A 21,800-nucleotide genomic window follows, 5' to 3' on the forward strand; every position below is an offset into this window, starting at 1 on the left:
AGAGGAGCATTAATGCGTAGAATCCTATCCGCTGTCGCCCTTGTGCTTGCCGTCGCATCGCCGGCGTTTGCAAAAGATGACAGTACATTCTATGGGCGCATCGTGCACGTTTCCAGCAACAATCTCAAGGTTCAAAGCAAGTCCGGACAGATACTTAGCTTCCTGATTCTGCCGAAGTGGAAGAACATTTGGTCGGACGACGGTAAGACGACGTATCAGATGTCGTTCTTGCACGTTGGTACGCCGGTCGAAGTTCTCTACGACCAAAGCGTACTCGGCGCACGTCACGCCGACAAGGTTATCGTTCTACGTCATCTTCCTATGTAGTTCGTTAGTTCTTCTGGTTAACGCGGGTAGTTAGCTCGTCGGCGAAAGCCGCGACCGGTATGGGCGCGCGCTTTTCGCCGTCGGGCAATCCGCGTTCGTTGACGCTGACGGTACGATCTGCAAGCTCGCTCTTTCCGACAACGATGATGTACGGCAACTTTTGCATCTTCCAGTGCCGGATCTTGTAGCCAAGCTTTTCATTTGATGAATCGGCCTCGACACGGAAGCCGCGCTCGCGTAATTGATCGCGAATCTCGTACGCGTAATCGAGCTGTTGATCGCTGACCGGAACGATGATGGCTTGAACCGGCGCGAGCCAGACGGGAAATGCTCCGCCGAAATGCTCGATGAGCACGCCGAAGAAGCGTTCCATCGATCCCGCGAGCGCGCGATGGATCATAACCGGGCGATGATCTTTGCCGTCGTTGCCGCGATACTTTAGATCGAAGCGTTCGGGCAGCACGAAATCGACTTGCACGGTTCCGAGCTGCCACTTGCGCCCGATTGCATCGTGCAGGTTGATGTCGAGCTTCGGTCCGTAGAATGCACCGCCGCCTTCATCGACTTGATATGGCAGATTGTACTTCTCGAGTGCGGCACGGATCGCAGCCTCGGCGATCTCGTCCGTCTCGCCGCGCTGTTCGCGGGTCGAGAGAAAATATTCGAAGTCATCGAAATTGAACGCTCGCATCAGGCGCAGCGCCTCTTCGACGGTTTGTTCGAATTCGTACTGCAACTGCTCGGGCGTGCAGAAAAGATGCGCGTCGTCTTGCGTGAAACCGCGCACGCGCGTTAGTCCGTGCAGCGTGCCGCTGCGCTCGAAACGATAAACCGTGCCGAATTCCGAGAAACGCAGCGGGAGGTCGCGATACGAGTGCAGCTCGCTGCGATAGATGAGAATATGGCCGGGACAGTTCATCGGCTTGAGGCGGAAGCGTTGCCCCTCGACTTCAATCGGCCCGAACATCGATGCAGAGAAGTTTTCGAGGTGTCCTGAGATCTCGTAGAGCTTCTCGTGGACGATATGCGGGGTGACGACCGGCTTGTAGCCGCGCTCGCGAAGGCCTTCGCGGATGAAGTTCTCGACGATGCCGCGGACGATCGTGCCGTTCGGATGCCAGAAGACAAGGCCACCGCCGGCGTCCTCTTCAAGGGAAAAGAGACCGAGGTCGCGGCCGAGTTTGCGGTGATCGCGGCGTTCGGCTTCGGCGAGAAACTCGACATATGCATCGAGCTCGGATTGTTCCGGAAATGCCGTGCCGTAGATGCGCTGCAGTTGCGGCTTGTGCTCGTCGCCATGCCAGTAGGCGCCTGCGACGCTCAGCAGTTTGAGCGCGCGAATCTCACCCGTGCGATGCGCGTGTCCGCCGCGGCACAGATCGGTGAACTCGCCGATCGTGTAGAGCGTGATTGGCTCGCCTTCCGGGATGTCGCTTGCAAGCTCGACTTTGTACGGGTTGCTCTTGAAGTGCTCGATCGCGCCGGCGCGCGACACTTCACGGCCCGTCATCTCGTAGTTGGCGGTGACGATCTCGCGCATGCGGACTTCGAGCCGTTCGAGATCGGCCGGTGTGAACGGCTCCTTACGATCGAAGTCGTAGTAGAAGCCGTTTTCGATCGCGGGTCCGATCGTTGGCTTTGCTTCCGGAAAGAGATCTTGTACGGCGTACGCGAGTACGTGCGCCGCCGTGTGCCGCAGCTTTTGAAGATCTTCCGCGCGTTCCGATGCTATCATGATGCTCTTAAGAAGATACGACGCCCAGCGGGCGTCGTATCAGATATGGTGGGCACGATAGGTTTCGAACCTATGACCTCCACAGTGTCAATGTGGCGCTCTCCCCCTGAGCTACGCGCCCCTGAGAGAGCATTATACTACGGGCCCTCTAGTGCTGGCTCCCGTCGAGGGCCGGGCGCCTCCGGTGAGGTCGCTCCGATGGCGTCGGAGTTCGGCCTCAAGCTTGGTCAGTTACGCTGTTACGCTCCTCGGCTGTCATCCCGAGCGAAGTCGAGGGACAGCGCTAACTCTGGACCATCGCTGCCGGTGCTCGACTTCGAGCTGGGGTCGCTATCAGAATTTTCCAAAAAAGGAGGTGATGTCGACGTACAGTAGTCTCGTCGTTCCATCTGAGCACGATAACGTGGTACATCGTATTGCCGGTTGTTATGTTTTACAAGCGCCTGTTTCGTTTCTTGCCAGGGCCCGCTGGGGCAGCGTTGACTATGCAAATAAAAGCCCTCGTTTGCCACTCCACTCGGATCGTCTGCGGCGCCATCGACCAGCGCGTCATCGAATGATGTGCCCGCGTGCAATTTAAAGGTTGGCGCACGGGGCAGCGCCTCGATCATCGCATTCGATAACGCCACATAGATCCATTGCATCGTCTCTCCTCGAAACGAGTATCGCCACGTAAGGCCATCGGGCGTCATATATTCGTAGGTATCGAAGCCATTGGCCGATGCCATGCTGCCCTTGCCGAGCTTGGCTGCAACGTCGCTGCGCGACATTGCCAACGTGATTCCATGTGGATCTCCGTCAGAAGGAGCTCCGCCGCCTCGGATTGACCGTCCTAGCGCAATGGAGGAAACGCGACCGGCGTGGAAGCGCACTGCAAGCACGCCCGACGCGTCATGGATGTTGTACAAAATGTATGTTATCGAATCGATGGCCGGTCCCGACGTAAAGCCGGTCTCGCCTTTTGTTGACAGAACGTCCGCTTGAGTCTGCCCGAGCGTTAGTCCCATCCATGTTAGCGGAACGCTAGAAGCTGACGCGACCGCGAGCGTTTGAGTGATTGCGAGAACCGCGAGACCAACGGCAAATCGGAACATCAGTACCCTCCGTGGAATTTCGCACGTCACCGTCTTTTCGTAATATTACCACGATCGAATGACGATCTTCCGCCTAGTAAAGTGTCGACGGAAAAGCTCGTGCGATCGTAGCTTGCACTGGCGGTGGAAGCTACGTCGTTGGGTGGTGCGTAGCAAGATCTTCCGGCGAGTAGCTCAACGCGGGTCCTCGAAACGAGCTGCGCGTAACGCGCCTATTGGTTCTCGAACGTGACGATATAGAGATAGCTTCCTGCAGTTTTCGCGCAATTGTCGAGCGGGCGAGTACCTCGACTGCTGCGCGGCTTGGAGCGCGGCGTTGTCAAGCGCGCTGTTTCGCGTAGACGTGTAGACGGATGCAGAAACGACACGGCCGCTATCGTCCAAGTTAACCAGGATCTGCGCCGTGCCGCTTGCGCCCGCTTGACGTGCGATCTCGGGCATTTCGGGTGTAGCTTTATAAGTTGCCGCCGCCGGAGCCTTAGGCACAGCACACGCGGGCTTCATCGGCGTTGGCGCGAGTGTAGGCGCGAGCGTTGCCGGCGGACCGGTGTCAGCATTGGCCTGCGGGATTCCCTCAGGCGACCCAACGGTATTTGAGTAACTATGCTCGGACTCACTGTCGCCCTTTTCGGCTGACGTCTTCGGTAGGCGGGGGACGAATTGCGCAACCTTGTGTGGCCGCGGCGTCGCCGGCGATGGCGTCGAGCTCTGAGTGGGGACCGGAGTCGGCTCCGGCGTGTGAGGCATGGTCGTGATACTCACGGATTCCAGAGGTTCTGGCGTTCCGAGCGCTTGTGGCTTCCACTCGATGAGCGGTCCGAGAGTTCCGTGCACGAGCAGCGAGATGGCGAAGCCGTATAACAAAAAGCGCTTCGAATACGCGAGCACCATATCGGTGTTCAGCGGATGCTTCGAACCCGGCGTGTTCTGTGGCAAGAGATCGCCCCCGGCCACCAGCGTAGCGCATGAACCTTATAGAATACTCAGAGACGCGGCCTTACGCTGTTGCTGGTTTTCGATTTGCGTCGGGAGGTGTCGACACTGTCGTAGCCCACGGCAGCGCCTCACTGCTTGATCTTCCGACGCGTGGTGAACAGCGTTTCTCGCGTATGCCGATCCGCGACTAAGACGACGTACGGCAACAATATGAAGAAGGCACCAGCACCAACGATCCAGAGCGCGCTGTGTTTCATGCTCGATTCGAACCAAGCGGTTACGAGTCGCTCCACGCCGGGATCGTATAGTGTCGTAACAAGCCCGACGTTCAACGCGACGCTCGCTATTCCGCGTAATATCTCAGACGAAATTTCTCCCTGTGATACATGCTTTATTGCTTCCGCTTCGCTAGCGCCGCTCAAGACCTCGCCTTTGACGAGTTCGTCGAAGCTGGGAAGTCGAACCGAATAGAATCCCAAGTAAAGTCGCCGCGACATGAGTGCCGAGGTGATGAACAAAATGAGCAGTGATGCCAACCAATGGAAATGTAGAAGCGCAGCTGCTGAGCCGACAGCCGCCAGCCAAACAAAAGAGCGCACGATCCTGATGATCCGCGTTGCGGCAGGCGGAAGACCGACGGATGGTGCCTCTGCTCTCTTCATCAGGCGGGCGATGCCGTCGGCAACGGTGATGGTACGGGGTCGGCAAGTTGACCCCAATGCGTACCGTCGGCGTATTGCACTAACGTGACCTAGCATTTGGGTTGGGCTTCGCGCGATATCACAAAGTGAAGATCGCGCATGTTCCGAAATTGATGATCGACTGTAACACCCGGGCTGAATGTTCCAGAGTCAGTAATGGAAATCCAGTGTTGGTCGAGTTTGATCGCGAAGCGAACGCTCGTGACGGCCTTGTCGTCTTCGTTTGTAAACTTGATGACGAGCGGGCCGCTCTCTTTGGCAAGATCGAGGACAGCGCCAGCGAGTCCTAATAAGGCGCTCCCGGGAATGTTGACGTAGCTAAGTCTGCAGAGATCGATCTGTACGGGCGACACTCTTTGATCGCCAAGCGCGGGCCGCGCGCAGCTGACGATCACGATGAGAAGAAGAGCCCCCGCGAAGCGCATCCGGTCTTACGGGCTTGCACTCGGCGAGGGTGAGGCAACAGGGCTGATTTCGGGGAGTGGTTCGCCAGTTTCGCCCCAGACCGTGCCGTCGTCGAACTTGACGAAGGTAACCTGGCATGTCGGCTGCGGCTGACGCGAAAAAACCCACTGCATGTTACCCGCAAAATCCTTGAAGTTATGATTGACGGTTATTCCGGGCGCAAACTTGCCGACGTCCCGAATCGACGCTGTCTTCCCTTCGAGATCGATTGCGAAGCGTGCCACATCGATTTGCTTGTTGCTCTCGTTTGTAAAGCTGATCGTTAGCGCGCCCGAATTTTTTCCGAGCAGGCCGAACATGCCACCGACTTGATAGTCCAAGCGACAAGTAATGATGTGTACGGGTGCGAGTTGGCCGCCTGATGAAAACGCCGGTGATGTTGCGGCGCTCGGCGTCGGCGAGGCTTCATCCGCAAACGATGTCGCATGGACCGCGGCGACGGCGGCAACAACACACCACAATGACACGCTGCGTAAGAGTGTCTTCATGAAAACCCTCACAGTCCGTTACGGGGTGCTTCCCATAGGATACCAGCCAAGCCTTGCGTGACACTGGGAACTTAAGCGTCCGTACGATGATCGGTACTGTCGACACTGAGATCGAACGCACTTAACCGGGAGAGTGTCCTCGAGTCAGCGCATTAAGGAAACCGACATGCCGTTTACGTCAAATAGACGAGCGAACGTTGCAAGCTTTAGCATCCTGGCACTGGTCGTTGCGCTCATAGGTGCGAGCGCGCGTTCCGCTGATTTGGATGCGATGTGCCGTCCTTACTTCGGTGACGCCTGTAGCGAGGCAATAGGGAAGTGGTTGCCTCTGGTACCGAACGTCCTGATTGCGCCATCGCTAGCGACGAGGACGACGGTCCGTGACCGGATCATCGATTCTGCGGGCTCTGGTCCACTGACATTTTTGGGGATGCGCGGCGTTTATCGCGGAACCCACTTCGTATACGGCTCCGCAGGGCCCCCACAGGGCCATGCCGTGTACGATCCTGTGCACCGCATTGCGTACTACGACGAGGGTTGCTGTTCGTGGCATGAGCTCGTTATTGCATCTAATGCGAAAGCTCCACCAAAGACAATCGCGACGCGATCCCTGATCACGCTTAGAACTCAAAGCGGCATCCGACTCGGCGACGAGCCGTCACTAATTGAGGCAGTATACGGTCGCGCAGCACTCCGTCCGGTAGCGCGAGCCTTACATCAGCGGACGTTGTCATATTATCGAGTTATCAGGTATTCTCAAGTGTACTCCCCGTGTGGCGAGCGTACGACATTTCTGTTCGCCGACGGGCGATTGACGGCGATGAACATCACTGATGAATGTTAAGTCCCGTGTTGAACATGCCGATCGTAATCTCGCACAGTTACTAAACGAACGTCGTCGCCTCGAGACGGCGCTCTTGGGTTGAAGCCGTTGACGTTGTGGTCGCCAAATCGGCATGAGCCAGTCTCCACTACGCCGTGGAATGAGTCTGCGGCGCTCGACGCAGCCCGAACCATCGCGCGTGAGGCCATTGATGCATTTAGCGAGGCGGAACTCTGGCCGGCTCATCCCGATGACTTCGAAGATTCCGGTGCGGATCTCGGTCCTTTAACGTCGCTGTACAATGGTGCCGCCGGCGTCATCATGGGCCTGGCCGCACTACACTACACAGGCGCAGTTGACTTTGATCTCGGCCTCGCCGCGACGACGACGTATCGTTGCGCGAAGGCGGAGCTTGACCACAACCCATTTGCCAGAGGGTCCTACATGATCGGCATCGCCGGCCCGGCTTTGGTAGCGGCGGTCTACGCAGGCGATGATGGAGCTGCGGAAACGTTCTACGAAGACGCGGCTAACAACGTCGATCCCGAAGCCCGCGAGTTGTTCGCTGGTAGTCCGGGTCACTTGCACGCGGTTCGTTTTCTTTATGAACGTACCGGCGATGAGCGTTGGCGCAAACTTGCGTCGCGAATCGCTGCGGATCTTTTAAGCGACCTTGAGTTGTTTCCGGATGATTGCCGATTGTGGGTCCAACACATTTACCGGCTAGAGTGGTCGGCGTATCTCGGTGCCGCGCATGGTTTCGCTGGAACGGCTCAAGCAGTGCTAGCGGCCCGCGATTTAGTGGACGTCGATTTTGTTGAGTTTACCCGTCAGGTCGCTAAGACCGCTCGGAATCTCGCGGATACGGACGGCGAATATGTGAACTGGCGCAAGATCTACGGGGTCGAACCTTTGCCTAACACGTCCGTCGAGAGATATGCGCCGCGACTCCAGTGGTGTCATGGAGCGCCCGGCTTCATTGTTGCGCTGAACTCCATCCCACTGGACTTAGATTCGCTTTTTGATGAGTTGCTTCTCCAAGCTGGCGAATTGATCTGGTTGGCCGGTCCTCCCCGAGATGATGCCGGGCTTTGCCACGGCGCGGCTGGCAATGGTTGGTCTTTTCTGAAGCTCTACCGCCGCACCGGCGACGGGAAATGGCTCGACCGAGCACGATCTTTCGCGATGCACGCGTTGGAAGGCATCGAGCGGCGACGCGCGGCGAAAGACATACCGTGGTTCTCATTCTGGACAGGAGACGTCGGTACAGCCGCTTATTTGGGCGCCTGTGTCAGCGCGGTTACGGACCTCCCGATGATCGACTTTCTTCCAAGCGAGAGCGCCACATTTTCAGTCCGTAAACGCACCCTGATTCGTACCCTCGAATGAGCGCCCATAGTGCGCAAGATGCGCGCTATGCCCATTATGCGCAGAGAAAAAGCCCCGATTGTCAGCGTCAGTGAGGCTCTCGAAATCGCACGCGATTTGGGAGAGAACGTTCGCGTCGTTGGTTTTTCGCTCGGCGGATTGCTGGCCGCATGGGTCGCGCAACGTCACGCTGTAGAGCAGGTTTTGGCTATCTCCCCGTTTCTTGGGATCATGGGACTTTCGAGAATCGTCACGCCTGCGTTTTCGAAGGTGCTCGGGCGAATGCCAAACTTCTTTGTCTGGTGGGATCCGATCAAGCGCGAGAATCTAATGCCAGCCCACGGTTATCCTCGCTTCGCGACGCACGCGGTCGCTGAAACGCTAGCGCTCGCCGGAGATCTTTTGACGGTCGCGAGAACGCAGGCCCCTCGATCGCCGATTATACTGGCTTCAAATCAGGGAGAGTGTTGTGTCAATAATCGAGCTATCCGGTGCCTAACGTCGGTATGGCGTCATCATGAGGGTGCGCTTGTGGAACACCGCTCTCTAAGGGGGCTCGGATTCTCGCACGATATCATAGAGCCGCTGCGGATCGGGTCCAATACCAACCGAAGTTATCCATTTTTGCGCGAACTGCTTCAGGCATGATCTCGGGAGATCGTGGGCCGAGGCTTGTGCACACGTTTTCTGGGTGGCTTTGGACGCTAATGGTCATTGCGCTCGTTGCCTGCGCGCACGAAACATCGAAAGCGGTTAGCACCACATATCAGCCAGCCGTGTCAGTGATTGCTGCTTCGCCCAGACCACTCCACCGATCGTATCCCGTGAGCGCGGCTTTCAAGTCCCACGGGCCGCCGCTGACTCGCGAGCAACGCGCATGGATCGCGAAAATCGTCCATTCGCACAACTACGGATGGGAACGATCGAGATTGCGTTTTGCTCTCGTTGTCGACTACCACGTTCCAATTGTGGTGTATCGCGGGCACATGTCCGAGGGCAGGGCTCACAACACATGGCATGACGCGCTTTTGCGCTGACGTACACGCGCGCAATCTGCCGTCGATCAAGTTGTTGCAGCGCCTGGGTTTCACGGAACAGCCTTCAGGCGACGAAGAAGACCGGCACTTCGCCCTATTGTGGGCTCGCCCATCAAATTAGACGGAAATTGTTTTTCCTAAGAATGGAGCGCCACATTGAGGACGCTCAAACATACCCCGATTCGTACCCTCGAATGAGCGCCCATAGTGCGCAACATGCGCACTATGCCTATTATGCGCAAAGAAAAAGCCTCGATTTCTCGAGGCTTCTCCCATTTCGTGCGGGAGCGATCGTGAATTGAGCGCCAGTGTCAATGTGGCGCTCTCCCCCTGAGCTACGCGCCCCCAAGGGAGCATTATACTACGGCTCGCCAAACAAGGGCTCCCGCCGCGGACCCTAATCGCTACCCTAACAGACCCTGGAATCATAGGCGGAACGGGGACCCATCATCGCTCAGCCGGAAACGTCCCCGATGAAGTCTGTGACAGTCTTCCTTGCTGCGGCAATCATGGTTTTCGCAAGTGGTTGCGCGCAGAGTACCGAGGCCCGGCTTCAGGCCCAATATGCGCGAGCCGTCGCCCAAGACATTCTCACGCGGTTCGTCCTCGTTGATCCGAACAATCCGTCGAACCATATAGGCGCCTACGCGGTCGTTACGACCTCCCAAGATGACAAGGATGTCATCTCGTGCACATACAATCCCGGCCGAGCTTCAAACGCAAAGGGAAATGGACCGATTTCTTCCTACGTGCGAGTGTTCAACGTCGCGACGAGGAACCAACGGCTCTATTACACTCCTGTTTCCGTGGACGACGCTCTCGGTCTTATGGAACAAGCGCGAGTCTATGGCGAAGGACTCGGGGAGATTAGCCGGATCTTCGGGTCGCGCAAGCTTGGATACGAGCCGTTTACTGAAGACTCCTCAGGAGAAAGACACTTCATCTTTACCGAGTGTAAAGCACTTTAACGAGCTCGGTATCTGATGCATCTTCGTCAATGCGAGCCTTTCTGGCGCAATTCCACGAAGCAAACGTCCGGATCAACGTCTTCAGGTATCGGATCTCCCTCGTCGCGACGCACTTACAAACTGAGTTCGATCGCTTCGCGCGCATTGGCGAGCGCTTCGTCGACGTCGTCTCCCTGTGTTGCAACTTCGGGGCAGCGCTGGTACGGTGACGGAGAATCCGCCTGCCTCGGGTTCGCGTGTTCGATATCGGCCTTCGCGAAGTGATCGGAAGTCGACGCCGGCGTGATGTCGACGAGACCCGCGCGGGTTTAGGTCTTTGTTCTTGGAGTGCCACATGGAGGGCGCGCAAAACGTACCCCGATTTGTACCGTCGAAAGAGCGCCCATAGTGCGCATGATGCGCACTATGCTCACCATGCACAAAGAAAAAGCCTCGATTTCTCGAGGCTCTTCCAATTTCGTGCGTGAGCGATCGTAACGCGAACGCCAGTGTCAATGTGGCGCTCTCCCCCTGAGCTACGCGCCCCCTAAGGGAGCATTACACTACGGCCCGCCAAACGCGGGCTCCCTTTAGCGCGACCGGTCTCGCTTCGATCTGCGCCTCGCCCTGGTTGCTCGCGCCCTTCTCTTGTCATCCCGAGCGTAGCGCTCGAAAGGAGCGCGTAGTCGAGGGACAGTGACCAACTTGACGTAGTTGTGGCTCGTGCTCCACGCTGCGCTATCGGTCGCAGTTCTAATACTCGCTGTGTCGACGAAATTTTGGGCGAGATTGCAGCTGCTCGCAACCGGTTCAGAAGGCGACGCGAGACGACGCCGTCATATCGCGCTCGTTAGCGGCTAGCGCTCGCGGGCACCGTTCTGAACCGAGAGCTCCCAGCGATACCCGTCCGGATCGTGGAACCACAGGCCCATATGCGGCGAGCCCGGCGCCGCAGGGCCGATCTCGTTGTCCGGATCTTCCAGTTCTACGCCGTTTTTCTTCAACGTCTCGAGCGCTTCGCGCAGCGCGTGCATACTATCGAGGTTAAACGACATGTGGTCGATCGTGTCCGGATGTGGTACGCCTTTGAAGAAGCCGATGATAATCGCGTCGTTCGTCAGCGCGATGCTCTCACCGGACCGGAACATTTCCTGCAGATCGAAGTTCTCGGTCCAAAACTGCGCGCTCTTCTCCGGGTCTCTGACCGCAAGGCTGAAATGCCAGACTGCTCCAAGCTGTACTCTCACGTCCGTACCTCGTCATAACACATCAAGTCGCGCTTGTACGCGCGGATGATGCGATCGTAACGCACGCCCAGGCGATTCGCAAGCGCGAGAAAGCAGCAAGTTAAGGAACGCCCGAAACGACGACTCGGACATGCCTCGCGCCTCGTTGGTACCCCGCGCCTCTTTTTGACATCCCGAGCGAAGTCGAGGGACAGCGGCAATCGAAAACTCAAAATAGTAGCGATCCATCGAAACTCTTAGCTGGGTGCGCCGTAAAGGGTGCAGACGCCGAGCAGCAGCGGGATTTCAGATGCCGAGCATCACGAAGTTTATCTTTTCTCTTATAAGCACTGCCATGCTTACGGCTGGCCTCGCCGTCGCGGCCACCGACGCCCCCGACGGCCCAGAATGCGCTTGCGGCGGACGACCGCATCTCCCGCGCGTTGCTAGCGAACGACACGACGACACTGCGTCACCTTCTCGCGAGCGATTGGATCGTCGTCAGCGCCAACGGGAGCTGGGTCGGTCGTGACGATATTCTCCAAGCAATCAAAGCAGGCATCTGGACGCATACGATGGTGACGACTTCGAAACCGCGCGTGCGCATCTACGGCGTGACCGCACTGGTGACGGAGCGCGCAATAGTCAGCGGCATGTCGAAGCACAAGCCCTACGTCAACGTTCGGGAGTGCCAAACCGACGTGCTGGTGTGGAAGGACGGCCATTGGGTTTCGGAGCTGCTACACGAGTCGTTCAGCAAATCCGCGTCATCGAATTGCTGAGTGAAAACCGGATAGCCTAGACTCACGACATCGGTCTCGACGGTGATGATTTTATCGACGATTGTCATGGTCACGCAGTCGAGCGCGTTATCGGCGTCGGCAAGCTCTTGAAGGGCGGGTCCCCCCTAAGGAGCCTCCAAATCTAAAGGCACGTACGGCAACCACTCTTGCCCCCGTCCAACGCTGCTCGTATACATCGGTCGCCGCACTTGAGTAAGACTCGCTGTTCGCACCGGACGATCGGTCGCATAGAAAAGCAGACAGCGATCGTCCCAGGGCAAACGGCAAAAATCAATCAGGCGTCGCGTCGCATTTTCCGGTTCCGTGGTAAGTTTCTCATATTCGATTTCGAGAAATTGCTCGGGAGGTAGCACCGTGCGCCAGTGCGCCATGAGTCGTGCATACGCACGATAGAATCGCGACAGTTCATCTGGATCGTACGTGAACTCCAGGTGTTCTTCGAACAATGTAACGTAGGCAGAAAGGCATGTGTCAACGGGGTCACGCCGGCAATGGATGATTCGAGCTCGAGGCAACATTAGATGGATGAGGCCCGCGTGAAAGAAGTTAAGCGGCATCTTATCGACGATCCGCGTCGCGCTTGACGCGAGTGCCGACGCGCGTTCGACGTATCTTTCACCCATTTCGCGGAGCTGCTCGAAGCCATTCGCTCCGAACCGTTGCGCGATGGAGGCAACGAAACCAAGCTCGCCCGCTCCGAAGACAAGAGGATGCGAGGCGAGGATCTGCTCGACGAGGCTTGTCCCAGATCGAGGCATCCCAATGACGAAGATGGGGATATCGGATTTGCAGGCGTTGCCACCCCAATCACTCATAGTCGTTGCGGAGTAGCGTTGGATCAAGTCTTCAACTATGGATTCATCCGTCGTTACGTCGTACCGAATGGATGAGCGCTTCAGCTTATTGGCCAGATTGAGATGGACAAAAGCGATAGGGAGGTCGCTCTTCGACAAATATGATCGGCCAAGCGCAAATTCTAAGCGCACACGATCCTCGAAGGAAAGCGATTGTGTCGACTGCAGCGCTCGTTCCATCGCAGCAATGTGCTCATCGTCTAACTGAAAGTCCGAGGCAAATGCTCGTATATACATTGCCGATACGAGGTGTGGTTCTCGGCTGAGGACGGCCTCCAAATCAGCGATCGCCTTGTTCTGCATTCCCATTTCAAGGAGCGCCCTCGCTTTGTACACGGCGATGTCGCCGTCTGACGAAAGCGACTCTGCATGTTCGAACGCCATCAAGGCTTCGTCATAGCGTCGCGCGGCTGCGAGTGAAAGACCAAGAAAACTATGCGCTTGACCATTCTTAGGTTCGAGCGAAACGGCGATGCCGCTTAATGTGACCGCTTCATCGCACATCCCCAGCCTTGCGAGAGATCTCGCGTGCAGAAGCATTGCGCCAACATGTGTGGGATCGATGGCGAGCGCGGCCTCTGTCCAAAAAAGCGTGCCCTCGGCTCCGAACAGGTATCCCGCGATGACGGCGGCGTTTACGTAGATGGCCGGGTTCTTCGGTCGCAATTCGACCGCTTTTTTGATTTCCGCGAAAGCCTCGTTGTGTTCTCCGAGGACGCAGAGTGTCACGGCCAAATCGTTCCGCAAAAATGCGTCGTCGGAAGAGCGCGCTACCGCTTTCCGAAGACGCTCGCACTGAGCTTCCACTCACCTAACATGGCAGGTCTAGTTTAGAGGCACTGTAGACGAGCTCCCAGGAATGTTAGGCGCCCGCATTCGCGAGACGGGCTCTGCTTGAGCGCCACATTGAGACTGCTCAAACGAGGGTCGCTGTTCGTGGCATGAGCTCGTTATTGCATCGAACGCGAAAGCTGCGCCAGGCCCTCGAACGTCGCATTCCGAGCCTTCGTCTCCGCTGAGCTACGCTCAGGATAACCTCCGTCGAGGTATGCCGCGACTAACCCGCTAGGAGTTCTCCATTTGCGACGACTTCGTCCGTAACCGTAGCGCCGGGTGCGATGCGGCTACACGTTCCCAAAACCGACGCGCTCACGATTGCGCCATCTCCGACGGCGACATCGTCCCAGAGAATCGATCGCTCGATTGTGACTCCGTGCCCGAGCCGTGCACCGTTTCCGATCACTGCAGGACCAACGATTTGAGCGAAGTCCCCAATGCGCACTTCGTCGCCTATCACGACGTTGCCACGGATAACGACCTCTTTGCCGATGTAAGCGTCAGCTGGGATATTGCTGCGGCGTACCCCGTCGAGCCGGAACCGGTCCTCGAGAATGTCCTCGGTGGCGCGGCGATATTCGTCCAGAGTGCCGATGTCTTTCCAATATGCCCCTGGCTCGAGAGAGCCGTAAAAAGCAGCGCCTTGACGTTGGAGAACCGGGAAAACATCTTTCCCCCAATCGACGAATTCGTGCGCGGCGATGCGCTCGAAGATCGCTGGATCGAAGCAGTATATCCCCGTGTTGACGAGGTGCGAACGCTCGGTGCCTTTTGGGGGCTTCTCCTGAAAATCCCTAATACGGCCCGTGTCGTCGATGAGAACCACGCCAAATGCATGGACCTGTGTGGCTTCGTAGAGTGCAATCGTTGCGAGCGCGTCTTTCGATTCGTGGGTTTGCCGCAGAACCCCAAGATCCACATTCGTAACATCATCGCAGCCAATCACGATGAATGGCTCGTTATCATTCCGGAAGAAGTGCTCCATCTGCTTAACTGCTCCGGCGCTGCCCATGAGTTTCCGCTCGTGCAGATAGTGAAGCCGAACGCCTAAATCAGATCCATCGCCCAAGCGATCGCGAATCTTCTCGGCGTGGTAGTGGACGTTTATCGCGACATCGAGGATTCCAAAGGATCGCAGATAGCTCAGGATGTGTTCCACAACTGGCTTACCGACCAATGGGATCAAAGGTTTGGGGACATCTCGAGTAAGCGGGTAGAGGCGGCTGCTCATCCCCCCGGCTAGAATCATTGCCTTCACGCGAGTCGCCTCGACGGCTTGATCTCGTCTCGGCTGGTGGCGCGCGCCGATGGCCAATCGAAAACCTTCGCGACCATCTCGGCGCGATTCCGCGCACTTGTCTTCACGAGTAGCGTCTTGAGGTATCCCTGCGCGGTATATTCCGAGATCTGCAGAATTCTCGCAACGTCGCTCGCGCCTGCACCTTCGAGAATCAGAAGAAGCACCTCGACTTGCCGGATGGTTAAGCGATAACGGCTCGCCGCTCGCGTAATGCAATCTTCGTTGCGATCGGATTCGATGACGACCGCAAACATCTGCTCGCCGGCGCTGCTCAACGGCGACAGCCGAATCGTGCGGTCATCATCGAGCAGAACCAATAAATCTCCAGTTCCTGGATCGCGTGCAAGCTTTTCTAAGAGCGGTACGACCGCGGCTTGGAGTTCCGGAAGCAGCCGAGTCCCGCCCTCGCAAACAAAGGACATCCCATCGTAGCCTCGCTGCGACTCAACGAATGTAGATCTCACGTCGCAAGCTGCATCGATGAGAATGAGCGCCCAATATGCAGCCGCCCGATGTTGTCGTCTCTGATCGGCGCCGAGATTGCTCCGATGCTGAACCTGCGCCGTACGCGGCTTCACCGTGTCTACTCCTTGGTTGGAATTTTGGGAACGCAAAAGATCGGAACCCGCTTACGATCATCGCGTATATTCCGCTTGAAGTGTTAGACCGAGCTATCCTCTGTACAAAGGGTTTAAGGCACGGTATGAAAGTTAAGTCTTCGCAATGTGTTCGAAAAGACACAGCACGTGACTCAAGATTACCGTGCGTTGCTCATAGCGTGGAAGTTTGTACCACGCGACACATTGCGTCAGAGACGTCCATTTGTGGCTAGAGAGATGGCTGCGGCACGCGTGTCGTGTGTTGTTCCGGAATGGGCGCTAATCATGAGAGCAAGCTCGTCTGCTTCGAGAGACCCAACGAAATCCGTGATGTCGGTCTCGGACAATTTCGATGTTGCCCAGTGCGAATTGCAACGAGCGCGTTCGTCGATCCAAACATTCCCTTCGGTCCCGAGGACGCGCTGGATGAAGATTCCGTAAAGCAAGTACTCCGAGAATTGTCGTATCCGCGCGATCGCGTCGTACCAACGATGCCCGCTGACCTGCTCCAGCCTCTCGCACATGCGCAAAACGAGTTCTCTCTTCCAACTAATCACCTGACCAATGTAATCGTCGAGCGGAAGCGTTTGCTTGGGAAGGCCCAGGAGAACACAAGCATTGCGGTGCCATGCGATGTGAGCAGTCATGTCGGGAGTGATCCCGTCACGGTTGCAATAGAGTCTCGTCTTACCGTCACGGGCGAATATCGATGGTTCGACGTCTCGAACGAAGACTGCGTCCGAGTCGACCATCAGCAGAGTGGACTCCGACAAAAGTGATGCCATTGCGATTTTGGCTATCTGCTGTACCAGCCATCCACTAATAGGAAGAACAGTTGCGGTCGTAAGCCAGCGATTCATGCGCGGCAGCTGGATGATACTTTTCGGCAAAACGTCTTCTTTACACAAAACGATTGTTCGCCGGCTGCTCAGAGGAAGAAAATTCCGTAGATCGCGACGGTCGACGACGATATAGTGTCGGACCGCTTCCGGCAGAAACTCCTGAACGCTGCGATTAAGCGCGCGACATAGTTCGAGGTCTCGTTTGAAGCTAGGCGTGACGATCGCGATCTGCTCACTGTACATACGTTGCTTGATACTCCTACAAAAGTGGCTGATGCACAATAGCCCAATTCGGGCTATAGTGCGTCACGACGCCGTGGCTTATTCTTTTGCAGATGCAACAACAGCGCGGCTTATCGTTTGTCCTCGGCGCGATATCGACGCTAATCCTGACTTTTCTCGTATGCGCGCCCGCTGTTGCGATGGTTCATGCCGGCGATGAGCTGCAGGTTACCGTTTACAATCATCCGGAGCTCTCGCGCAAGGTCACGGTCGATGCATCCTCTGCATTGTCCTTGCCGCTCGTCGGTACGATCAATGTCCGTGGACTAGAGCCTGCTCAAATCTCAGCGCGCGTCGCCAGCGCCCTCGGCGCTTATGTGCGCAACGCTGCGGTCGACATCGAGTTGGTTGCACAGAGCGAATCAATCTTCGTTTCCGGCGGCCCGGGCGGCGTTCTGAAATACTTGCCGGGCGAGACACTCGCCGGCGGGCTGGCCGATCTTTCGACGGTCATGAGCGGGAGTACGGGCCTAAACGCAAATCCAGCCAAAGGGACGGATCTGGCGGGGCTCGAGCGCTCGCGCATCGACCTTCGCCGCGTCGCAGTTCGGCGCGACGGCGTCGTTCTTGGAAGCTATGACGCGATCGCATTATCTGCGCGCGGTGACAGCGGGCCCTCACTCGTCCCCGGCGATACGATCGTTCTCGTCAATAAACCGAACGCGGTTCGCGTTCTGGGTGACGTCGCGCGCCCCGGCATGACGTTCGTCTCCGGCGATGAGACCCTCGCTGATGCCATCGACCAAGCCGGAGGCGTCACCGCCAACGCAGCATCAACGCACCTCGAGCTTCAGCGCAACGATAAGACGCAGCTACTTGCTTTGGGCGACCTGCAAATGCATCAGCCCGCACAAGATGGTGACGTCCTTGTCGTTCCCACGGCGCCGCGCGTCAGCGTCGTCGGTATGGTGGATAAGCCTGGCCCGGTCGTCCTGAAAACGGATTTCTCGCTGCTCGACGCTCTTTATAGCGCCGGCGGTCCGACGAAGTGGGGCGATCTCTCAAAGGTCACCGTCATTCAAAACGGCACGAGCCATATCTACAACATCGCCGCGCTGACTCACGGCGATACATCGCAGAACCCCGCGCTCACTGACGGCGACACGGTCTTCGTGCCAGAGGGACACAGGGTCGACTACGGCGGCGTCTTTGCGGCCCTGGCACCGTTGCTCTACCTTGTCAGGCCGTTCTAAGATGCCAACCGACATTGGATCGACATTTGTCTATCGCGAAAACCGCATGACCCGCCGAATTCGCCGCGCTGTCGACGCGTTTCTCGCGCTGACGTTCCTTTTTCTTGCGGGAGCGATCCTCATACTTGCCGCCATCGCAATCTTGATCGAGGACGGCCGCCCTATGTTCTTCACGCAACGCCGCGTCGGGCGTTTCGAGCGCCTGTTCGTCATGTATAAGTTGCGGACCATGAAGAAAGAATTTTGCGGCGATTCTCCGTCACCGACGACAGCCGGTGACGATCGCATAACCCGCGTCGGGCGCATCTTACGACGAACGTCGATCGATGAGATCCCGCAGCTCATCAACGTCCTGCGCGGCGAGATGTCATTGATCGGCCCGCGGCCTGAGATGGGGATCATTATGAAACGCTACGAGCCGTGGCAGCACTTGCGGCACGTGATCTCTCCCGGAATCACGTGTCTTTGGCAGATCACGTGCCGGTCCACAATTCCACTCGATCGACCGGAAGCGACCGCCCTCGATCTCGACTACATCAGAAATGCATCGCCGTTACTTGACGGCGCGATCCTCTTACGTACGGTCAACTCACTGGTCTCCGCCAAAGGCGCATATTAATGAGTTCTTCCCGTGCCGTCTGCATCGTCGGTACTGGCTATGTCGGCATGGCTTGCATGATTGGCCTCGCCGAGCTCGGCTGGCGCGTTCATGGCTATGACATCAGCGCGGAGCGCGTAGAACGTCTGAAGCTAGGGATTCCGCCATATCGCGAGCCCGGCATCCTCGAGGCTCTGCGCGAGCATCTGGACGCCGGCAAAATGCATTTCTTCGAAGATCTCGACGCCGCCGCGCGCGATGCGCAAATCGTGATCGTCGCCGTTGGAACGCCTTCGCGAGAAGACGGCTCGGCCGACATCAGCGCGCTGCAATCGGTGATCCATGAGCTCGCGAAGGTAAAGTTCGCATCGTGGCCCACAATTGTCATTCGATCGACCGTTCCACCCGGAACCACGGACGCGTTGGCGCATCTGGCAAGAGACTGGGGCGACGTCGTCTACGCACCGGAGTTCTTACGCGAGGGCACAGCCGTTCGAGATTTCCTCGATCCGGATCGTGTCGTGGTCGGCTGCGAGACACCCGCGTCGGCCGTTGGGTACGTTCGCTTGTTTGAACGGTTGCAGCGACCAGTTCTGTTTACGTCGCGTTCCAGCGCGGAACTGATCAAGTGTTGTTCTAACGCCTTCTTGGCGCTTAAAATCAGCTTTGCCAACGAAGTTGCGAACCTATGCGACGCCTGCGATGGAATGGCGGACGACGTCCTACGAGGCATCGGTTACGATCAAAGAATTGGTTCGCAGTTTCTTCGACCTGGTATCGGCTTCGGCGGCCCATGCTTCGAAAAGGACGTCAAAAGTATGGAGTTCGTCGCGCGCGAACGAGGCGTCGGTCGGGAATTGCTTTCCGCTATGCTGCGCGTCAATGATGCCCAGCCCAAGAAAATCATCGACTTGCTCGAGAACGAAATCGGCGCACTTGCCGAGGCGAAAATCGGAGTCTGGGGCCTTGCATTCAAAGCAGGCACCGACGACATCCGCAACTCCCTGGCCCTCATCATCGTAGAAGAATTGAGTCGACGAGGAGCGTCCACTGTGGTGTTCGATCCTGCCGTGCACGTTGCACCCCTTCCGCGCGACAGCCGGCTCGTGACATCCGCGCTGGAGGCTGCGAAGGCTGACGCGCTTCTCGTGCTGACCGAGTGGCCCGAATTCGCGCGCATCGATCCGAATCTCTATGCCGCGACGCTCAATTTAGGCGTCGTCATCGATGGGCGGAACATCCTCGATCCGGATCGCGTCGCTTCTGCGGGTCTCAATTATCGTGGCGTAGGGCGGGGCGTATGGGCTCCCGTCGATCGCCCTCGCGTCGCGTCGGTCGTTTGATATGGGACTGCTGCACGATCTCTACAAAATACTCGACGTCCTCCAACGTCGGCGAATCTTGGTGTACGTCAGCTTAGCGGTTGGTTTGGTCGTTATGGTCTTGGCTCTGCGCGTCATTCCCAAGTCCTATGAGTCGAGCTCACGGGTCCTCATCGTCGCCGATAACAACGGGCGCGACCCCTCAGTTACCTCGATCGATTTGCCCGCGGTCGCAACGAGCACCGCCGTGCTGTCGCGAGTAATGGAGGATTTAAAGCTCCCCGTCAGCCTCTCGTCGCTCAAACACTCCGTGAAAGCGCGCGTGAGCCCTCGGTCGAGCATCATGGAGATCACGTATCGCGATACGCAGCCGGATCGCGCGGTCGCCGTACCAAATGCAATTGCTGACGAGCTCAGCCTCTATTACGAAACGATCTCAACGAGCAGGGCCGACTCGACGATCGCGAAGCTTGATGCTGCCATCGCTGCATCGTTGCAACGCATAGAACTGCTGAGTCGTCGGATTGCCGTCCAGTCCGCGCACGACCCTCTCGTCCAATCGGACCATGCGTTCACAGCGCTAACCGCAAGGCTGGACGACCTAACCAGCCAGCGTCAATTTGCGCGAGTAGCGCTCGAGGCCGACATGGCGGCCCGAAACGCGCTCTCGGGAAGTCCAGCTCTCTCAAAGATCGCGCGTCATGAAGAACTTCAGAATGATTCGACGTATGGAGAACTTGCTGCCGGAACGGCAAAAGACGCCGCAGCACTAGCTTTCACGAAGGCGGCCTATACCGGGCGATACCCTGGACTTCCAGGATTGAAAACTAAAGTCGAGGCTGAGCGACAGGCAACCGAATCACGTGAGAGAGCGACGATCGCGTCTCCGAACGCCTATAGTCCGTCGCTTGCCGCAAACGAACTCGAGCAGCGGAAGGCTGAAGGCGTTATTATCGGCGACCGGGCGAAGGTCGCCGCAATCGATACTCTTGTAGCGCAGACGAAGGCGCAGCTGCGCGACTTGCCGAGCGCAACGGCGACTGAGGAACAGTTGAGGCTGAAGCAGGACGCTGCAAAGGCGGATTATCTCGCGCTGACCGGCCAACGAACGGCGGCCGTCGCGAGTCGCGCGGAAGCGTTGTCGCTAGGCTCAGTCGTCGTCGTCGATCGTGCGGTTCGGGCCGACGCAGCCGTCGTTGGTTTGAGCGGGATCCGACTCGCTGCAATGGTTTTCTTACTTGTCCTAAGCTTCGCGCTTGCGAGCGCCTACGTGGCTGAGATGCTGGATCCGCACCTGCGCCGCCCAAGTCAAATCGAGGACATGTATGGCGCGCATCTGATCGCGACCTTGAGCATGGATCAGTAAGCGCTATGAATGAAATGCTCGCATCACACTTTCAAACCGTTCGCACGCGTGTCGAAGCCGAAGTCAAACTGCATTCCATCATTATGGTGACCTCGGCAAAGGCCGACGATGGAGCTAAGCTCACGGCCTTCGGTCTCGCTGAATGCCTCGCGTCGGCCGGACATCAGACCGCACTCATCGACGCGGCGGCCAATCCGGATGCTGCAGTCAACGGTCGCTTCAAGACGAAGGCACGCTGCGGCTTTCCAATTTATGCGATGCCGGAAGGCGACGGCACGCAATCGCGTGCACGCGACGCGCTCGAGTCGCTCGAGCGTCAAGTGCGTGAAGAATTTGATTACACGATCATCGATGCGCCGCCGTTCATGCATCACAACGTTACCGTGGCTCTGGCTCGGACCGTTGATGCGGTAGTCGTTACGTTGCGCCTCGGCCGCAAGCCGAGCAAAGCCGATCAGTTCACGCTTCATGCGCTGGGCCGCGCCGGCGCGCGCGTACTCGGTATAATCGCCGTGACCCCTGAGAGTATCGAGCATTTCGATGAAGTCGGCGGCGCGCAATACATTGCAGACCCAATTCGGCGAGTTGCCGCGCACGCAGCCAATGGAACCACAGGTGCCGGGATGCAAATCCGTGCTCGACGAGCTCGTTGATTAG

20 protein-coding genes and 1 tRNA gene are annotated in these 21,800 nt (G+C 57.5%); 10 read left to right on the forward strand and 11 right to left on the reverse strand.

Features of this window, described 5'->3' with window-relative positions; all coding sequences use genetic code 11:
* Positions 1-12 precede the first annotated feature (12 nt).
* Complete coding sequence (locus VGG22_14830; GenBank protein HEY1729650.1) at positions 13-327, forward strand: hypothetical protein; 315 nt, start codon at positions 13-15, stop codon at positions 325-327.
* A gap of 4 nt (positions 328-331) precedes the next feature.
* Here the strand turns inward: VGG22_14830 and thrS are convergent, their stop codons facing one another.
* From thrS to VGG22_14860, 6 genes are all read right to left on the reverse strand, one after another.
* Positions 332-2,062 (reverse strand): threonine--tRNA ligase, encoded by a 1,731-nt coding sequence (gene thrS / locus VGG22_14835; GenBank protein ID HEY1729651.1) that lies wholly within the window; start codon positions 2,060-2,062, stop codon positions 332-334.
* A 46-nt stretch (positions 2,063-2,108) separates the two neighbouring features.
* Positions 2,109-2,183: transfer RNA gene (locus VGG22_14840), tRNA-Val, on the reverse strand.
* 118 nt (positions 2,184-2,301) lie between these two features.
* Positions 2,302-3,069: a hypothetical protein gene (locus tag VGG22_14845; protein HEY1729652.1), complete on the reverse strand. Its 768-nt coding sequence runs from the start codon at positions 3,067-3,069 to the stop codon at positions 2,302-2,304.
* A gap of 1,151 nt (positions 3,070-4,220) precedes the next feature.
* On the reverse strand, positions 4,221-4,754 hold the full coding sequence (locus tag VGG22_14850; protein ID HEY1729653.1) for a hypothetical protein: 534 nt from the start codon (positions 4,752-4,754) through the stop codon (positions 4,221-4,223).
* An 89-nt stretch (positions 4,755-4,843) separates the two neighbouring features.
* Complete coding sequence (locus VGG22_14855) at positions 4,844-5,146, reverse strand: hypothetical protein (GenBank protein HEY1729654.1); 303 nt, start codon at positions 5,144-5,146, stop codon at positions 4,844-4,846.
* Between the two features lie 78 nt (positions 5,147-5,224).
* A complete protein-coding gene (locus tag VGG22_14860) occupies positions 5,225-5,746 on the reverse strand; it encodes a hypothetical protein (GenBank protein ID HEY1729655.1) in 522 nt (173 codons plus the stop codon).
* 922 nt (positions 5,747-6,668) lie between these two features.
* Between VGG22_14860 and VGG22_14865 the strand changes: the two genes are divergently transcribed.
* The 3 genes from VGG22_14865 (at position 6,669) to VGG22_14875 (ending at position 9,942) form a co-directional block, all read left to right on the forward strand.
* Positions 6,669-7,958, forward strand: a complete 1,290-nt coding sequence (locus VGG22_14865) for a LanC-like protein (protein ID HEY1729656.1) — start codon at positions 6,669-6,671, stop codon at positions 7,956-7,958.
* 18 nt (positions 7,959-7,976) lie between these two features.
* A complete protein-coding gene (locus tag VGG22_14870; GenBank protein ID HEY1729657.1) occupies positions 7,977-8,585 on the forward strand; it encodes a YqiA/YcfP family alpha/beta fold hydrolase in 609 nt (202 codons plus the stop codon).
* Between the two features lie 862 nt (positions 8,586-9,447).
* A complete protein-coding gene (locus VGG22_14875) occupies positions 9,448-9,942 on the forward strand; it encodes a hypothetical protein (GenBank protein HEY1729658.1) in 495 nt (164 codons plus the stop codon).
* An 836-nt stretch (positions 9,943-10,778) separates the two neighbouring features.
* Here VGG22_14875 and VGG22_14880 read toward each other — a convergent pair.
* The gene (locus VGG22_14880; protein ID HEY1729659.1) at positions 10,779-11,168 is read right to left on the reverse strand and encodes a VOC family protein; all 390 of its coding nucleotides are present in this window, start codon (positions 11,166-11,168) and stop codon (positions 10,779-10,781) included.
* Between the two features lie 344 nt (positions 11,169-11,512).
* On the opposite strand from VGG22_14880, the gene VGG22_14885 reads away from it, so the two are divergent.
* A complete protein-coding gene (locus VGG22_14885) occupies positions 11,513-11,929 on the forward strand; it encodes a nuclear transport factor 2 family protein (GenBank protein ID HEY1729660.1) in 417 nt (138 codons plus the stop codon).
* 125 nt (positions 11,930-12,054) lie between these two features.
* Here VGG22_14885 and VGG22_14890 read toward each other — a convergent pair whose 3' ends face one another.
* From VGG22_14890 to VGG22_14905, 4 genes are all read right to left on the reverse strand, one after another.
* The gene (locus VGG22_14890; protein ID HEY1729661.1) at positions 12,055-13,344 is read right to left on the reverse strand and encodes a sulfotransferase; all 1,290 of its coding nucleotides are present in this window, start codon (positions 13,342-13,344) and stop codon (positions 12,055-12,057) included.
* 517 nt (positions 13,345-13,861) lie between these two features.
* Positions 13,862-14,890 carry an NDP-sugar synthase gene (locus VGG22_14895; GenBank protein ID HEY1729662.1) on the reverse strand — a complete coding sequence of 343 codons (1,029 nt, stop codon included), beginning with the start codon at positions 14,888-14,890 and terminating at the stop codon, positions 13,862-13,864.
* Positions 14,891-14,895: 5 nt separating this feature from the next.
* Positions 14,896-15,519, reverse strand: a complete 624-nt coding sequence (locus tag VGG22_14900; GenBank protein HEY1729663.1) for a helix-turn-helix transcriptional regulator — start codon at positions 15,517-15,519, stop codon at positions 14,896-14,898.
* Positions 15,520-15,749: 230 nt separating this feature from the next.
* The gene (locus VGG22_14905; protein HEY1729664.1) at positions 15,750-16,625 is read right to left on the reverse strand and encodes a DUF6492 family protein; all 876 of its coding nucleotides are present in this window, start codon (positions 16,623-16,625) and stop codon (positions 15,750-15,752) included.
* Between the two features lie 92 nt (positions 16,626-16,717).
* On the opposite strand from VGG22_14905, the gene VGG22_14910 reads away from it, so the two are divergent.
* The 5 genes from VGG22_14910 to VGG22_14930 are packed head-to-tail and all read left to right on the forward strand — an operon-like array spanning position 16,718 to position 21,796.
* A complete protein-coding gene (locus tag VGG22_14910; GenBank protein ID HEY1729665.1) occupies positions 16,718-17,857 on the forward strand; it encodes an SLBB domain-containing protein in 1,140 nt (379 codons plus the stop codon).
* 46 nt (positions 17,858-17,903) lie between these two features.
* Entirely contained in the window at positions 17,904-18,476 is a 573-nt protein-coding gene (locus VGG22_14915) for a sugar transferase (GenBank protein ID HEY1729666.1), read from the forward strand.
* A complete protein-coding gene (locus tag VGG22_14920; protein ID HEY1729667.1) occupies positions 18,476-19,798 on the forward strand; it encodes a UDP-glucose/GDP-mannose dehydrogenase family protein in 1,323 nt (440 codons plus the stop codon). The genes VGG22_14915 and VGG22_14920 overlap by 1 nt, the downstream gene beginning before the upstream one ends.
* 1 nt (position 19,799) lies before the next feature.
* Positions 19,800-21,143 carry a Wzz/FepE/Etk N-terminal domain-containing protein gene (locus VGG22_14925; protein HEY1729668.1) on the forward strand — a complete coding sequence of 448 codons (1,344 nt, stop codon included), beginning with the start codon at positions 19,800-19,802 and terminating at the stop codon, positions 21,141-21,143.
* 14 nt (positions 21,144-21,157) lie between these two features.
* Positions 21,158-21,796: a hypothetical protein gene (locus VGG22_14930; GenBank protein HEY1729669.1), complete on the forward strand. Its 639-nt coding sequence runs from the start codon at positions 21,158-21,160 to the stop codon at positions 21,794-21,796.
* The last annotated feature ends 4 nt before the right edge of the window (positions 21,797-21,800 follow it).

Source organism: Candidatus Baltobacteraceae bacterium (genome assembly GCA_036489885.1).
Lineage (GTDB): Bacteria > Vulcanimicrobiota > Vulcanimicrobiia > Vulcanimicrobiales > Vulcanimicrobiaceae > JAFAMS01.